Source organism: Terrilactibacillus laevilacticus, from assembly GCF_006517395.1.
Classification (GTDB): Bacteria; Bacillota; Bacilli; order Bacillales; family Sporolactobacillaceae; genus Terrilactibacillus; species Terrilactibacillus laevilacticus.
Window position 1 is genome coordinate 68,534 of the sequence record NZ_VDCY01000010.1, and the last position, 16,513, is coordinate 85,046.

The window sequence follows — 16,513 nt, forward strand, 5'->3', positions numbered from 1 at the left end:
TGGTATCATGTCTATATTAGTAACAGGAAGTGCAGGTCTCATTGGGGAGGCGCTAATAGAATCCTTATTGGTTGAGAATGTTAGTGTTATAGGTTTTGATAAAAAGACTCAGACTAAAAAATCTGCAACACATAACTTTGTGCATGTTGAAGGAGACCTTACTGATATAAATACCCTTAAATCAATCTTCAATGAACATAGCATTGAGTCTATTATTCATGCAGGAGGCATTTCTCATCCATTCATAGGAGATCAGGATCCAAAACTTACGTTAAATACTAATATTTTAGGAACCATGAATATCTTTGAATTGGCCAAAGAATATTCTATTAAGAAAGTTATTTATATAAGCTCTGGTGGAGTATATCATCGCAATGATGATTTGTCTCAACAAGAAAAAGATATTTTAAGACCACCGTCTATCTATGGCGTATCAAAATTAACTGGTGAGCACTTAGGTCATGTATATAGTCAAAAAGGATATTTTGACTTTATTGCTTTACGCTTTCCTTTTATCTACGGTCCACAACGAAAAATGCCAGACCCAATAAAAGATGTAATAGAAAAAGTTGTACACGGGGAAAAACTTATAAGGATGAATGGAAAAGAGGAATCTCTTGAGTTTATTTATATTAAAGATGCCATAAGGGGCATTCAATTGGCATTGAACAGTCAAGCTATTAAGGATGACGTTTTTAATATCGGTGTCGGTTATACATCTACTATGGAAGAGATCGCTCATGCTGTACAGATGAGTTTTCCAAAGGTAACAATAGAATTTACTGATCAAAGTTCTGGTTACATAGCACAAAGACCCCTTGATTGTTCCAAAGCAGAAACAAAGTTGAATTTTAGAGCAAACTATACATTAGAAAAAGGTATAAAAGAATACAGTCAGCTATACCTTTCATCTTGTATCGAGTAAACCTTCTGTTGCTTACATATCAAGATATTTAAACAGTAAATATAGTCATGAATAGAAGATACCTAAAAGCAACTATATATTCATTTCAACTGCACCCTATTTATTATAGACAAATGGGGTGCAGTTTTTGTGACGTGACATTATTGGATATATGTGCGAAGTTATGATATCAAACACCCCCTTTTTCTTAAATGAAATAAAGTAAAACTTGCTAAGATCAAAGCTATAATGCCAATCACCCATAAAGATGAAAAAGCGAGAATGACTAAAAAACAAGCCAATAACCCAGTGGTGATGACTTTATATAGCCATCCATCGAGTAGCTTCCAGCCTGCAGCAATCCCGAAACATGTATTACATAAAAAGAAGGCATTGGCGACAGCGACAATTTTTTGAATGTTTAAGATATCTAGTGATACAAGAGCCAAAACACATATGTGAATCAAACTTAATCCAAGAATGGCTGCAATTGGTATATTCCGTTTATTTCGGTAGGCGAGTAGGGAAATCCATCGATTATCTTGCGTCATGCTAGAAATTAATCTCGTCACACTTCCCATAACCTGTAAATAAGTACTGATACAAAGGACAATTGTAATAATAGAGATGAGTGGTCCTGCCCAGTTGCCATAGAGTGGCGTTAAAATACCAATAATGGTTTCCCCAACATGGTTAGATGCAGGGACACGCTGGATGGCGAGTGAAACTAATACTGAAACCAAAATAACCACGATGGAACTTAGAATAATGGCCCGTGGCATTGTTTTTTCAGGTTTTTTCACTTCAAGGCTATAATTACCAATCATTTCCCAACCGACTAATGCCCAAAACAATAATAAAATACCGTACCCAAATGATTTGAGATGAAATCCCGTTTCAAAAATGGCCGAATTTTTTGCATGAAACAAAGTCACGATGGATCCACTGAGTAAAATAATGACCGCAATGGTTGCAAAGATAAAGGATACTTTACTGATAAATCGAATATTCGTGAGCAAAATTCCTACACAAATGGGTAGAAGCATAAATCCATAGATGTATGATGGGAAAGCTGGGAACAGTTCATGGATATAGACACTCGCTGTCATTAATACGGCTATTGGTCCAATAAAGGTCGCTCCAATGAAAAAACAAGCCGATAATTTACTTGCAAGCGGACCAAAGGCCAGCTCGGCTGTATGTGCTACGCCCTTCTCACTTGGAAAGGCGACACTTAACTTACCAAAAAGCATGGCAAGTAGAAATCCAATGGCCAGAATCATGATCCAAGCAACAATAGCATAGTCCCCCGTCGTTTTGTATATGAGGGGAGGTAATAATATAATTCCAGAGCCGAGGATCGGGCCAATTAATAAACCACTTAATAAAAAAGGTCCTAATTTTTTCTTCATTGAAACTTCTCCTTCGTTAACACTAGCGTCAATATTTTTTATCCCACCTTAACGGGCAGTATAACCCCACCTTAAGATTCTGAGTATGCAAAGAAGATAGGCGGGTATCAAGTGCCCGTAAAGGTCCGATTGGTTCAGGCTTTCCATCAGTGGGGATGAGGAAAAACCCCACTGATGGAAGTTTCACTTTATAAGGGCCCTTACATTTTGTGACGCTTTCCATGTTTATTTGAATCCTTATTCCTATTGTAATAAGTAAGATACCATCAGTAAAATAGATAGTAATGATGAAAACAATCGAAAATAATGATCGAGGTGAACCGACGTTGGAAATTCGCCATCTAGTGACGTTTAAAACCATAGTTGATAAAGGTGGTTATACAAAAGCTGCAGACTTTATGGGTTACGCACAATCGACCATAACGTCACATATTCAATCGCTCGAACAAGAGTTAGGTCAACCGCTATTTAATCGTCTTGGTAAAAAAATAAAGTTAACAGAAGTTGGAGAAAATTTGCTTCCATATGCCAAGAAAATGATTGAACTGGAGAAATTAGCCACTCAAATCACAGCACCAGAACAAGAGCCAAAAGGGAATATCATTATAGGTGCTTCAGAATCATTAACGATTTATCGTTTACCGCCCATTTTAAAAACATTTCGTGAAAAATATCGACATGTGCAGATCATGCTAAAAACCGGATCTTGTTATGAGCTTAGAAATGAACTGAGAAATGGAGATATCGATCTCGCGTTTTTAGTCGATCAAGAAAAACCAGAAGTTGACCTAGAAGCAGAGATCTTAGTGGAGGAGCCCATGGTCTTTCTCTTTCCAGCCAATATTACATTAGGGAAGGATTACAAATTTAGTCAAGAAGATACCTTTTTATATACAGAAAAAGGTTGTAGTTATCGCCAATATTTTGAAGAGATCTTAAAAAAGGAAGGCATTGTTGGAGATGATACACTTGAATTTTGGAGTGTGGAAGCAATCAAACAATGCGTGATGAGTGGGCTTGGCGTGTCCATGCTGCCATTAATGACGGTGAAAAAAGAGCTCATTTCTCGAAAAATAACTGGGCAAATTACCCCTCCATCAGAAAAACCATTTGTGACACAAATGCTCTACCATAAGGAAAAATGGCTATCACCAGCCCTGCATAAATTTTTAAATACCGTAAGATCAGAAGCGAGTGGTTGGAATCGTGAAATGGAGGAGTTTATAGAGTCTGTATAGGAGTTTCAGATTGAGTTTGAGCTTGATTGATGTGACCCCCAAAAGTTAGAGTTTTATATTAAACAGTCAATTGGCTGGTGTGAGTGCGGTATTAGACTGGACTCATACCTGCCAATTTTTGCTTTATTAAATAACAGAAAGACCACCATGACTCCCCATACTGGTGGATTAACCAAAGAATCTCAAGAAAGAATCGCTATATTATTTCAGATGAGATTATATAAATTACTTCTGGGAAATGAATCATTTTTTTCGGCATAACATAGATTTAAAGGGGGAGCGAAGTTTGAGTGTATGTAGTGCTGAATCTTTAAGCAATTTTATCTCGCTTTAACGGCTAGTAAAGACCCCCGCCTCAAGATTCCGAGTATTCAAAGAAGATAGGTGGGGGATCAACTGCCCGTAAAGGTCCGATTGGTTCAGGCTTTCCATCAGTGGGGAATGACACAGGCTAAAAACCAGGCGTCCTGTCGCAACGCCTGCACTAGCACATCCTGTGCGTCGAAAAACCCCCCCATATTCAGAATGTGTTGATCAGTCAAAATGTTAAACGGTACGGTGTCGAAGTGGTTGCTGCTTCTTTAGTTAAGGCTGATCTTAAAAGGACCAAAAGCCAAAGAATCTAATTACGAATCTATTCAAAACGATTAAAAGAGAACGATTAACAAGCTCCAACAGTAACGATACAAGCAGGCCTTAAGAAAAATAAAAATGGGGGTAGGATATGACCTTTAAACTATTTTCTGAGAAAAAAATCAGTGGATTCATCGTGATACTGTTGGGTCTCTTATCCCTACATGAAGGTAAAACGCTTTACCCTTATAGTAAAAATTTACTCACAGGTGACCATGTCTTTCCTGGATTAATTGGTATTCTTCTTGTGGTATTCGGTTTAGCGTTGTTTTTTGAAAGAAAAACAGAAGAGAAAAAAGTGGATCTGCCGACTGGAAAAACTCTTCTCATCTTAGTTTCTTCTATTGTAATCCTGTTTTTTTACTGCTTGCTAATCCTGTTCACTGGTTATGTCGTTAGCACATTAATAACAGCAGCTTGTTTAATAAAACTTATTGGAAAATATCGTTGGATCAACTCCATCTTGATAGCAGGGATAGTAACTTGTGTTTTCTATTTGCTGTTTATTGTCTTTCTAAAGATACCGTTTCCAAGTGGATTTTTTACTTTTTAAAAGGAGGGAAGTATCTTATGGAATCGGTCATATATCTGTTAAATGGATTTGGTGAAGTCATAACTCCTTTCAATCTGCTCATTGTTCTGCTTGGTTCCTTGCTTGGAACCTTAGTCGGAGTCCTTCCCGGGCTTGGTCCAACATCAGCGATTGCGATTCTCTTGCCAGTGACAACTGTTCTTAACCCTGCTCAAGGCTTGATGATGATGGCTGGAATTTACTATGGATCTATGTATGGAGGTTCAACTACTGCCATCCTGATGAATATCCCTGGTGAATCGTCGTCTGTGCCAACCACGCTGGATGGGTATCCTCTCGCTAAAAAGGGAAGAGCAGGTGCTGCTCTTGGAATTGCAGCGATTGGATCTTTTATAGCTGGTATTATTGGCTTGGTAGGACTTATCCTTTTTGCTCCATTCCTAGCAAACCAGGCTTTGAAATTTGGACCACCTGAGTACTTTACATTAATGTTAATCGCCTTATTGGTACTTTTTAATTTAACAGGCTTTTCCCTAAAAAAATCAGTGATTATGGGCTTACTTGGCTTTTTATTCTCCTTGGTTGGTATTGGTATGACAACAGGACAACCAAGATTCGATTTTGGCTTCAGTTTCCTGACAGGCGGATTTGAGATGATTAGCATCATTATTGGTTTATTTGCCATTGCCGAAGTACTAAAAGGACTTGAAGAAAATCGATCTTTAAAGGAACCCAAGAAACCTATAAAAATTAGGAATATTTATCCGAGTAAAAAAGACTTAAAACAAAGCAGCCTTCCGATTTTAAGAGGAAGTGTACTTGGTTTTTTTCTTGGTATCCTTCCAGGAATTTCGGCGACGATTACTGCATTCCTAGCTTATGATTTAGAGAAAAAAGTTTCAAAAAATCCAGAGAAGTTTGGGAAAGGTGCGATTGAAGGGGTTGCAGGCCCTGAATCGGCCAACAACGCAACAAGCTCGGGAGGGTTTATCCCACTGCTATCATTGGGATTACCATCATCACCACCATTAGCTGTTTTACTTGCTGCACTGATGATCTATGGATTAACACCTGGACCGATATTATTTGAACAAAATAGTCAAATCGTATGGACGATTATAGCGAGTATGTTTGTAGGGAATGTCATTCTATTAATTTTAAATCTGCCTTTGGTAGGATTGTGGGCAAAGCTCACAGATATTCCATTCGGCATAATAGCTCCAATTATTCTCTTAATTAGTTTTGTTGGTACATATTCTGTAAGAAATAGTATGTTTGACGTTGTCGTTGCTATTATATTTGGCATACTGGGCTATTTATTTAACAAATTTCATTGGCCAATTATTCCGTTTGTCTTATGCCTGGTTCTAGGTCCAAAAATAGAAACGTATTTCGTCCAATCCATGGAAATGTCATCAGGAAAACTATCCATCTTTGTTCAACGGCCTATCTCGCTGACCATTCTACTATTTGCTGGGTTGATTTTGATCGTTTCTATCATTTTAATGAAAAGAACGAAAAGAAGAATTTTACAAGAAACAGGAGAACATTTGGAATTCTCATAAAAACAAGTGGAGGTTTACGATGAAAAAATTGTTAATGTTATCGGTTACCGTATTAATGCTTGTTGGGGTTGTTCTTTCAGGATGTTCCACAAAATCTGCTACTACTAATAAGGATGATAAGGGGAGTAAAGATATAAAATATCCGACTAGGCAAATTGAGCTTGTTGTACCATTTGCAGCAGGTGGAGGCGTAGATTTAGCAGCACGTTCGGTTGCAGATTATTTAAGCAAAGAGTGGGGGCAACCTATTGTTGTTACGAATAAACCAGGCGGTGGCGGAATCATTGGCGCCCAGTATGCATTAAAAGAGGCGAAACCGGATGGCTATACTGTACTCGTTAATAACAATTCCTCTACAACTATGTATGAAGCAGGAAATTCAAATCCAACTATAAAGATTAGTGATAATAAATTTGTTTCCCGGATTGCAGCAGGAACTACTGCTTATGCGGTGAAGACCGATGCTAAATGGAATAGCTTTAAAGATTTTTCAGAATGGGTAAAAGCGAATCCTAATAAATTAACTTGGGCAACGGTGGGACCCGCTGGATTTTCGGCATTTGCAGTAGCTCAATGGCTGCAATCAATAGGTGTTGATTATAGCAAAACAAAAATAGTTTCATCTGAAGGTGCATCTGACTCTGCAGCAAAGGTAGCAGGAGGGCACGTTGTATTGGCGGTCCACACGGTTGGGGAGTTTGCACCTCTTGTAGAAGCAGGTAAAATTAAATTACTTGCGGTTCAATCATCAGAACGTAATCCTATTTTCCCAAATGTCCCTACCACAAAAGAAGAAGGATTGGATGGATTAACAGTAAATTGGTGGACTGGTTTGTCTTTACCAGCCGATACTCCTGATGAAATCGTTAAAAAGTGGGATGAAGCAGTAGCAAAAATGGAAAAAGATAAGGAGTTTATCAAGCATTTAGAAAAAATCAAACTAGAACCTGCTTATTTAAACTCTGCAGATTTTTCAAAAGCAGTACAAAATGAAACAGAAACGTATACAAAATTAGCAAAAGAGACAGGAATTCGCAAATAAAGTAAAATTAAAGGTAATTTGCGCTTGTTTTAAGTGCAATTTTATATATCCAAATTTAAAATCCAGCTAACTTCATATGAGAAGATTAGCTGGTTTTTTTTACAAAGAAGAAATTGAGCCACTTCGGAAAGGAATTGAGGCGCTTCGGAGAGGAATTGAGGCACTTCGGAGAGGAATTGAGGCACTTCGGAGAGGAATTGAGGCGCTTCGGAGAGGAATTGAGGCGCTTCGGAGAGGAATTGAGGCGCTTCGGAGAGGAATTGAGACGCTTCGGAAAGGAATTGAGGCGCTTCGGAAAGGAATTGAGGCGCTTCGGAGAGGAATTGAGGCGCTTCGGAGAGGAATTGAGGCGCTTCGGAGAGGAATTGAGGCGCTTCGGAGAGGAATTGAGGCGCTTCGGAGAGGAATTGAGGCGCTTCGGAGAGGAATTGAGGCACTTCGGAAAGGAATTGAGCCACTTCGGAAAGGAATTGAGGCGCTTCGGAGAGGAATTGAGCCACTTCGGAAAGGAATTGAGGCGCTTCGGAGAGGAATTGAGGCGCTTCGAAAAGGAATTGAGGCGCTTCGGAAAGGAATTGAGCCACTTCGGAAAGGAATTGCACGACATCAAAGAGGGGTTGCGCGACTTCGAAGTTGGAGTCCGCTTTTAAAGACTATTTATTAAAATTTCGCGTAATTAATAGATTAATAGTAAGGAAAAAGGGTATTGTATCTATAGCTTAAAATATTAATTCCTCCCCCTTTTCTCAAGTCCTTAATTGGGCTTGTTTTTTTATTATAAGAAGTATATATAAAAGCCCCACGAAATTCGTGCGGCTTCTTTTAATATTTTTGTCTATCTAACACTTAACGATACTAGTTTCCACATTGAGTCATAATCATTGGAGTGACCCAATAGAGATAAATTAATTGACGTATTCAAAATTTGTATGGTATTATTCTTTTTCCATGACAAAAATGAATAATAAAAAGGAGGAATTCTTTGAGTTCTACAAGCAAGCAAAAGCTTTTACCTGTTGTCTCTTCGAGTATTATTGGTGCAACGATAGAGTGGTACGATTTCTTTTTGTATGGTGTGGTCGCGAGTCTTGCTTTAAATCACCTGTATTTTCCTAGTGATGACCCCTTTATTTCAACACTACTCGCTTATGTGACTTTTGCCGTTGGATTTGTTGCGCGTCCAATTGGTGGTATTATTTTTGGCCATTTTGGTGACAAAATAGGCCGGAAAAAGATGATGGTTTTAACTGTCATGATTATGGGAGGAAGTACATGTTTAATTGCCATATTACCAACTTATAACCAAATAGGTGTATGGGCACCAATTATATTGTTATTACTTCGTATTGTTCAAGGCATTGGGCTTGGCGGAGAATGGGGTGGTGCTGTTCTTATGGCTTATGAATACGCACCTAAGGAAAAACGAGGCTTTTATGCAAGTTTTCCTCAAATAGGTTTATCTCTAGGTCTCCTTTTAGCTTCAGGTGCCGTTGGGCTATTAACGGCCAATTTAACGGATGCACAGTTTTTATCATGGGGTTGGCGTGTTGCTTTTGGAGCCAGTGTCTTGTTACTTATTCTAGGGTTATGGATGAGAATTGCTGTGCAGGAAACGCCTGAATTTGAAAAAGTGAAAAGCAGTCATTCAGAATCTCGTCTACCATTTCTAGATATGTGGAAGGGCGGAAAAGCTAAGAAAGTCATTGCAGGTATGGGTGCGCGTTATATTGATGGTGTCTTCTTCAATATTATGGGAGTCTTTTCTATAAGTTATTTAACGAAAGATTTGCATGTTTCAAATACGATGGCTACGCTTGGTGTTTCTGCAGCAGCCCTTATTATGTGTTTCTTTATTCCTTATTTTGGCTATCTATCAGATCGAGTTGGTAGAATACAAGTTTATTTTTGGGGAAGTTTAATTGTAGGTATATCGGCTCTCCCGGCTTTTTATTTAATGCAAATTTCGGGAGGCAGCACATGGATTATATGGTTATCGATCATTATTCCATTCGGTATTTTTTATGCCCTCGTGTATGGACCAGAGGCCGCATTATTTGCTGAGCTATTTGATTCAAGAGTCAGATACACAGGTGTCTCTGTTGTTTACCAGTTATCGGGAATATTTGCTAGTGGGATTACCCCAATTATTGCAGCAACCTTAATTGAAGTAGGCGGAGGTTCACCATTACTACTCACATTATACGTATTATTTGCAGGGTTAGTGAGTGCAGTATCTGTCTGGTGGATGGGTAAACTTAATAAGTGATGAGCCTATCTCTCTAAGTTCCACGGTCTCCTGTCTGCTCCAATTTCATCTTAGATTTATAGTTGCTACAAAGCCATCAGTGTTCCAGCACTGATGGCTTTATTATACGCCTTTTTTTGGAAAAATTGAATACTTATATGTATCAATTTTACAATTTGTTAAAATCAAGTAATAAATTAAGCATAATAACTAGAGGTATAACATAATACTTCCCTCTTAATGCCTTTCATTTGGCCGTTTTATAAAAATGAAAATATCATTACATAAAACACCATTTGTAAGAAAATTTTATCATTATTACTAGACTGACTATTGCCAAAACAACGAAAAAATATTATTATAGTCTTTACTCGGTATTCACAATATTATTACAAACATTTGTTATGCTGAGAATAGAGAAGAGAAAAAAAGAACGGAAACAGAAGCCATAAAAATTATAGGAGGTAGAAGGATAGTGAAGAGAAAGAAGACTATTAGAGAGTTAATAAATCAAAATAAGGTAGAAATTTTGAAAGATAAATCAAGTATAGAAAAAATAGAGAAAAAAATTGATAATAAGTATCTTCTTCGTTCTTAAGAGTAAAATCCGTCTTTAACATCGTGTCAAACAAGGTTAAAAGAAAAGCACAGAAAAAGTCTTGATTTATGACTTTTATCTGTGCTTTTTGTTTTTGTTAAATAATAGATATAGACACTAATTTGAGGTTTTTACATTGTTTTCTCACAACTACTTTGCCGGCTTTGTTTATTGTTTAATTCGAAAAATATTTCTTAACGATGTCTTTAAGTTGTTGATCATTAAGGATGATCTGACTATTGTTAGCCTTTAGAATATCATCATACATGGTTTTGCCCGTACCTTTAACTTGGCGATATTTGATCTGTTCTTCTGGGTGGAAGTCGTTTTTAACGCCTAATCCGATGCTGACCATGTCTTCATTGGTCATGTTTGTCGCAATCAGAAACTTAGACATCGAACGGGATAAAGCTGGAAGTTTCGTGATATTAGAAGGATGCATCACTTTTTTGGCAATACCAATGAGCGCAGCTTGTTGTAATTGCTGTCGCCCGTAGTCCGTACCAGGAAGTGAGTAGCGTTCATGCACGAGCTCTGTGACCATTTTTCCATTAACTGAATGAGTCCCAGCTTCGAATGTTTTGCCTTTATTTTCTTTATACCATGGATGTGTCAAAGTGACTTTAAATGGAAGGTTCATGTCAATCCCGCCTAGGACATTCACCATATCTTGTAATCCCCAATAATTTGTTTCAGCGTAATAGTGAATAGGGACTCCAGTTAGATTAGAGACCGCTTTTACCGCATCAATAATGCCTTGCTTTGTCCCTTTTTTAGCTTGTGAGATATATTGCACGCTTGTGAGCTTTGTATACCCATAATCTGATTTCACTCGTGTATCTCTTGGGATGCTCATCATGTTGTAAGTATGGTTGTTTAGGTTGGCATGGATGAGAACCATTGAATCGGTATGGCCTAATGAACTTCCTTTTCGAGCATCAGAGCCAATAAGAAGAACGTTGAAGACACCTGCTTTTTCTTTATAATGACTTAACTGACTATTGTTATTGATACTTTTTTTCGTTGGTTCCCCAATAGGTTTTAGATGACTAAAATGATTGGTTGGTTTGAGTTTGTTATATTCATAGAATCCGAAGGCAGTTCCTCCGATGAGTAATACAACAAGGGTTAATAGTGTATAGCGAAGTATTTTATGACGCTTTTTTCTAACTTTCTTTTGTTTATTCAAACGATTATTCTGACTCATTTTTTGCTCCTTTAAGGTCATAGTTTGATAGAGTAGCCACCAAGTTGTTCAGAAATTTTAGATAATATAAACTATCTATGTACCTAGAGATATTATATCGGTTTACTAGTATGCAGACAATACCTCTTTGACAGTTTGACCTAGAATATGATGGAATTTGTCGATGTTTGGTAAATGAATAGGCGGTGGGACACCGATTTTATGTATTACCGCAATTTTGATTAATAACGTATCAAATTGAACGAATACAACAATTTAAGGAGGCTTGCGATATGGATCAGTAGCTTTTTAAGTTTTTATTGAGATTTCGTTATAGAACTAAAAGCTGAAGTTTTCACTATGTAGAAACTGAAAAATATGAATGTTAGACAGATAATATCTTGTCTATCAGATTGTTGTTTCAATTTCGACCTGGAGACTTCTTTGAATGAGTTGTTGAATTCATACCGCCGGCTCAATATCTTTATTATCCTTACATACCACGTGTAACCAAAAGATTATACCGACCTTTTTTTAGTGTATTTACCTTGAAAATTCATAAATATGTAATATTTTATGACATGAAAGACTGTCAAAAGGGTTTATCATAAAGGTGAGTTAAATGTTTCTTTTATTTTCCAGTTCAAAAACGATTATTTTTTATAGTCGGAATAATGGGAGGTCATTGTATGGTTGAAAAAGTAGCTTTAGTAACAGGTGCTGGACAAGGAATCGGGTTAAAAATAGCAGAGAGACTTTTGAAAGATGGGTTTGCTGTGAGTTTAGTAGACTACAATTTGGAAACTGCTCAAAAAGCGGCAGAAACGCTTTCCAGCGACGGTAGTAAGGCCATTGCCATAAAAGCGGATGTTTCCAAGCGGGACGATGTGTTCTCAGCAGTAAATGAAACCGTTGACCGGTTTGGAGACTTACACGTAATAGTTAATAATGCGGGTCTCGGTCCAACCACGCCAATCGATACGATTACCGAAGACCAATTCAGAAAAGTGTACGGTGTCAATGTCGGCGGTGTATTATGGGGGATTCAGGCGGCTCATGCGGCGTGGAAAAAGTTAGGACACAGCGGCAAAATTATCAATGGGGCATCACAGGCCGGTGTTGTGGGTAACCCTAACTTAGCGCTATACAGCGGGACGAAGTTTGCCGTTCGAGGCATCACACAAGTGGCCGCACGTGATTTGGCTGAAGAGGGAATTACGGTAAACGCTTATGCGCCTGGAATCGTTAAGACGCCGATGATGATGGATATTGCTCATAATGTCGGTAAAAACGCCGGAAAAGACGATGAATGGGGTATGCAGCAGTTTGCTAAAAATATAGCCCTTAAGCGATTGTCTGAGCCTGAGGACGTTGCGGCGGTTGTCTCATTCCTTGCAGGAAAAGACTCCGACTATATCACAGGGCAAACGATCATTGTGGATGGCGGTATGCAATTCCATTAAGCCGGTCGTAAAAAAGGTACTATAAATGAAAAAAGAGATAAACCTTAACGCATTTTACGTAGGGTTTATCTCTTTTTTTTGTGTAAAGGATTGAAAATAAAAAATAAGTTAATCCTTGTATGAATAAGTTAATGCAACTACTGTACAAGGGGACTCCTCAAGTTTAAGATACTCAAATCCAAATATAAAAGAGCTATATATAAGAAAAGTTTCAAAATGCTATAATCGAAGTTAAGGGAAGATGTACCTTTAAAAGCCAATTATAAATAAAAGAAAGTATAAGGTGGAACATATATGGTTAAAATTGCGGTAGTGGGAAGTGCATCAATGGATTTAGTGGTGACATCACCAAAAAGACCCAAGGCGGGTGAGACGATCATTGGTCATTCTTTTTCAACGGTTCCCGGGGGAAAAGGGGCTAACCAAGCTGTTGCAGCAGCAAGACTTGGAGCAGAAGTGAGCTTCATTAGTTGTGTAGGAGACGATGATTACGGAAAAAGAATAAAGGAAAACTTGCAAGAAAATGGGGTGTCGACAACCTACGTGGAGACAGCGGCGAACGTTCATTCAGGTACTGCACACATCATTTTAGCGGAAGAGGATAACAGCATCATTGTGGTGAAAGGTGCCAATGATTTGATTACACCAGAGCTCGTTAAGAAAGCAGAAGAGGTTTTGAAACAGGCTGATCTTGTCTTGATCCAACAAGAAATTCCAGAAGAAACCGTAGAGTATGTTGTAGAATTTTGTTCGAAAAATCATGTAGATGTCTTACTTAATCCTGCTCCAGCCAGAAAACTAAGATCTGAAGTTATTTCGGAAGTATCATATCTAACACCGAATGAATCAGAATTTGAACTGTTATTTGGAGGACAACGAAAGAGTGATGTACTCAAGCAATACGCCAACAAATTAATTGTGACCGAAGGAAAAAATGGAGTTCGTTTTCATAATGGCCTAGAAGAAGTTGTTATTCCATGTTATAAAGTCGAAGTTATAGATACGACAGGGGCGGGTGACACATTTAATGCAGCTTTTGCAGTAGCTAAAGCGGAAGGAAAAAGTCTTGTTGAGAGTTTACAATTCGCTAATTGCGCAGCGTCTATATCTATTACGAAATTTGGTGCACAAGGCGGCATGCCAATTCGGGATGAAGTAGATAGAAAGATGAAAGAGATGAGATCGTGACAATCTAAAATGGTCTTGATCGTAAAGGCTAGTAACGTCTAAAGATAATAGCAAACACTTTTTTTAAGGTTAAATCTGTAACAAAAATTAAGAATAATTTAAGAATCATGGTTTATTATGTATTTATCTCATAAAGAACTCCCTCTCTAAAGCCCTTAATTGGGCTTGTTTTTTTGCCTAAAAATAATCTTTTTCATAGTTCTTAATTAAATGTTACTAATCACGTAACTCATATCATAGACAATTACTAGAATAAAGAAACGTATAGTTAAACTAATATATTATCGGATAATTTACTAGAAATGATATGGTCATTACGTGAAGGAAGGTATAATGAAGGCTTTTATTGAATGGGCACAGAAGAAAAACATTAAATACAATGGATGTTTTAGCCAAAGTCTGAGCATTAGCAAACGAACAATATACGAACGTTTTTCATCGATACAGGATATACTCGATGCGATCGTTCACCGTTCTTTTGATGATATAAAACATAGGAAAAATAAAATTATTCACGAGAGGATTTAAGACCATAGTATGTATAGATTAGTTGATTTTTCAGCTAGTTGTTTAGTAAATTATTTGTTTGAGAATCGAAAAATCATTAAGTATTATCTTATCCGTTTATATATTTAATAGTGTGAAAAATGAAATAAATGTAGTGTCTTTTATGGCACGTTTTTCTGATTAAATGGGGACCGGAACGAATGAAAAAGACGTACAAATTTTTTAGGCACATTTTAATTGTAGGTTGTAGGTGTGGATGTTGTGATTATCTACCATTTTAAAATATTTTTTCTGTTTACTGTATTCTATAAGATTTAAGAAAAAAGGATGAGTAAGACGTTTTAAATAAATCTAAAAGGTATGTAATGGAAATTGAATCATATACATAAGGTGTTTCACAAAACTATTTTGAACATCGATATTATTATCTAAAGGACTAAGCAAATATGGAAAAGAGTTATATTTAATTTATTTTTTATCTTCAGTAGCTTCAGTAGCAGTCCAAATGGGTATATATACAGAGGGTTTCCATTTTAATTAATTTGATTGTGTATTCATCATATTATAAAAAATGAATGCGCTTACAAATATGGTGATTAGTTAAGGAGGTGAATTCATTCATGTAATTGATAATTCGATGTAATCAGCTGCAATCATACTTTTAACTGCTTTGAAGGGAATGTTTATCCATGATTAGCATCATTGCTGGGTTAGTACTGTTAGTCACTCTTGCTTATCTAGGTTGGTCAATTATTTGGATTGCGCCTTTAGCTGCTGGGGTTGTTGCATTACTTGGTGGGTTGGATATATTTGATACCTATACTCATACCTATATGCAAGGTTTTGTTGATTTTACAATGAAATGGTTCCCAGTTTTTTTGTTTGGCGCTATTTTCGGAAAACTAATGGAGAATACTGGTGCAGCACAAGCTGTGGCTTATAAGTTAACATCCATCATTGGTAAGAAAAGGGCTATATTAGGTGTCTTGCTTGGTGCATCTATCTTAACATATGGAGGCGTTAGTCTATTTGTTGTTGTATTCGCAATGTATCCTTTGTCTATTGCCTTGTTCAGGGCAGCGAATATTTCTAGACAGTTGATCCCAGGCACTTTGGCTTTAGGTGCATTTACTTTTACGATGACTGCATTGCCAGGTACTCCGCAAATACAAAACTTAATACCAACAGAGTATTTTAAAACAGGTCCAGGTGCAGCACCGATCATCGGTATAGTATCATCACTAATCATGGGAGTTGGGGGGTATTTTTATTTAACATGGAGAGCTAAAAAGCTTAGTAAGGTTGGAATTGTTTTTGATGAACCTAAAAAAGGAAATAAAATCAAAAATTTTACCGTTGAAGAACTACCTAATCCATATATTTCGTTTGTTCCTTTAGTTGTCGTGGTTGTTCTATTGAACATAGTTAAGCTAGACATTATTGTATCCTTAATAATTGGCAGCTTGCTTTTAATGTTATTAAATGTAAAAAAGATTAAGATATTTATTTCTTCTATTAACACAGGGGCAAGCGGATCCGTGATGGCCATTATCAATACCAGTGCCGCTGTCGGATTTGGTGCAGTAATTTCAGCAGTTCCAGGTTTTCAAACGTTAACCAACTTTATCTCGAATTTTAAAGGTAGTCCATTAATATCGGAAGCTGTCTCTGTTGATCTTCTTGCTGGTTTTACTGGATCCTCTTCCGGAGGCATGGGTATTGCTCTAAAAGCATTTGGTCAACAGTATTATCAAATCGCATTGAATTCGGGGATTAGTCCAGAAGTTTTTCACCGGATCGCATCCATTGCTTCAGGTGCATCTATTCTTCCACATAATGGTGCTGTTTTGACTTTATTAGCTGTTACAGGTCTTACCCATAAAGATTCATACAAGGATATTGCCGTCGTAGGTATCTTAATTCCTACTATAGCTGTTATAGTTGCTATTATTTTGGCAAGCTTTGGTATTCAATAAAATAGAAATATTAAGGAGAGGAAA

At 37.2% G+C, this 16,513-nt stretch carries 14 protein-coding genes; 12 read left to right on the plus strand and 2 right to left on the minus strand.

What is annotated here, in order from left to right:
• The first annotated feature begins 7 nt into the window (after positions 1-7).
• The gene (locus tag FG390_RS11575) at positions 8-925 is read left to right on the plus strand and encodes an NAD-dependent epimerase/dehydratase family protein (RefSeq protein WP_141191195.1); all 918 of its coding nucleotides are present in this window, start codon (positions 8-10) and stop codon (positions 923-925) included.
• A 161-nt stretch (positions 926-1,086) separates the two neighbouring features.
• Here the strand turns inward: FG390_RS11575 and FG390_RS11580 are convergent, their stop codons facing one another.
• On the minus strand, positions 1,087-2,316 hold the full coding sequence (locus FG390_RS11580; protein ID WP_141191196.1) for an APC family permease: 1,230 nt from the start codon (positions 2,314-2,316) through the stop codon (positions 1,087-1,089).
• Between the two features lie 326 nt (positions 2,317-2,642).
• Between FG390_RS11580 and FG390_RS11585 the strand changes: the two genes are divergently transcribed.
• The 7 genes from FG390_RS11585 to FG390_RS11615 all read left to right on the plus strand — a co-directional run bounded on the left by FG390_RS11585 (position 2,643) and on the right by FG390_RS11615 (position 10,169).
• Entirely contained in the window at positions 2,643-3,554 is a 912-nt protein-coding gene (locus FG390_RS11585; protein ID WP_141191197.1) for a LysR family transcriptional regulator, read from the plus strand.
• A 724-nt stretch (positions 3,555-4,278) separates the two neighbouring features.
• A complete protein-coding gene (locus FG390_RS11590; RefSeq protein ID WP_141191198.1) occupies positions 4,279-4,740 on the plus strand; it encodes a tripartite tricarboxylate transporter TctB family protein in 462 nt (153 codons plus the stop codon).
• Positions 4,741-4,757: 17 nt separating this feature from the next.
• Positions 4,758-6,284, plus strand: coding sequence for a tripartite tricarboxylate transporter permease (locus FG390_RS11595; protein ID WP_141191199.1), 1,527 nt, complete (start codon positions 4,758-4,760; stop codon positions 6,282-6,284).
• A 19-nt stretch (positions 6,285-6,303) separates the two neighbouring features.
• Complete coding sequence (locus tag FG390_RS11600) at positions 6,304-7,326, plus strand: tripartite tricarboxylate transporter substrate binding protein (RefSeq protein ID WP_141191200.1); 1,023 nt, start codon at positions 6,304-6,306, stop codon at positions 7,324-7,326.
• Positions 7,327-7,439: 113 nt separating this feature from the next.
• Positions 7,440-7,976, plus strand: a complete 537-nt coding sequence (locus tag FG390_RS11605; protein WP_141191201.1) for a hypothetical protein — start codon at positions 7,440-7,442, stop codon at positions 7,974-7,976.
• Between the two features lie 332 nt (positions 7,977-8,308).
• A complete protein-coding gene (locus tag FG390_RS11610; RefSeq protein ID WP_141191202.1) occupies positions 8,309-9,592 on the plus strand; it encodes an MFS transporter in 1,284 nt (427 codons plus the stop codon).
• A gap of 454 nt (positions 9,593-10,046) precedes the next feature.
• The gene (locus FG390_RS11615) at positions 10,047-10,169 is read left to right on the plus strand and encodes an FbpB family small basic protein (RefSeq protein ID WP_246092800.1); all 123 of its coding nucleotides are present in this window, start codon (positions 10,047-10,049) and stop codon (positions 10,167-10,169) included.
• Between the two features lie 175 nt (positions 10,170-10,344).
• Here FG390_RS11615 and FG390_RS11620 read toward each other — a convergent pair whose 3' ends face one another.
• A complete protein-coding gene (locus tag FG390_RS11620) occupies positions 10,345-11,376 on the minus strand; it encodes an LCP family protein (protein WP_141191204.1) in 1,032 nt (343 codons plus the stop codon).
• Between the two features lie 668 nt (positions 11,377-12,044).
• Between FG390_RS11620 and FG390_RS11625 the strand changes: the two genes are divergently transcribed.
• The 4 genes from FG390_RS11625 to FG390_RS11640 all read left to right on the plus strand — a co-directional run bounded on the left by FG390_RS11625 (position 12,045) and on the right by FG390_RS11640 (position 16,489).
• Complete coding sequence (locus FG390_RS11625) at positions 12,045-12,818, plus strand: (S)-acetoin forming diacetyl reductase (protein WP_141191223.1); 774 nt, start codon at positions 12,045-12,047, stop codon at positions 12,816-12,818.
• A gap of 294 nt (positions 12,819-13,112) precedes the next feature.
• Positions 13,113-14,006, plus strand: coding sequence for a ribokinase (gene rbsK, locus FG390_RS11630; RefSeq protein WP_141191205.1), 894 nt, complete (start codon positions 13,113-13,115; stop codon positions 14,004-14,006).
• A 333-nt stretch (positions 14,007-14,339) separates the two neighbouring features.
• Positions 14,340-14,534: a hypothetical protein gene (locus FG390_RS11635; protein ID WP_141191206.1), complete on the plus strand. Its 195-nt coding sequence runs from the start codon at positions 14,340-14,342 to the stop codon at positions 14,532-14,534.
• A 668-nt stretch (positions 14,535-15,202) separates the two neighbouring features.
• Entirely contained in the window at positions 15,203-16,489 is a 1,287-nt protein-coding gene (locus FG390_RS11640) for a GntP family permease (protein ID WP_141191207.1), read from the plus strand.
• Positions 16,490-16,513: the final 24 nt, after the last annotated feature.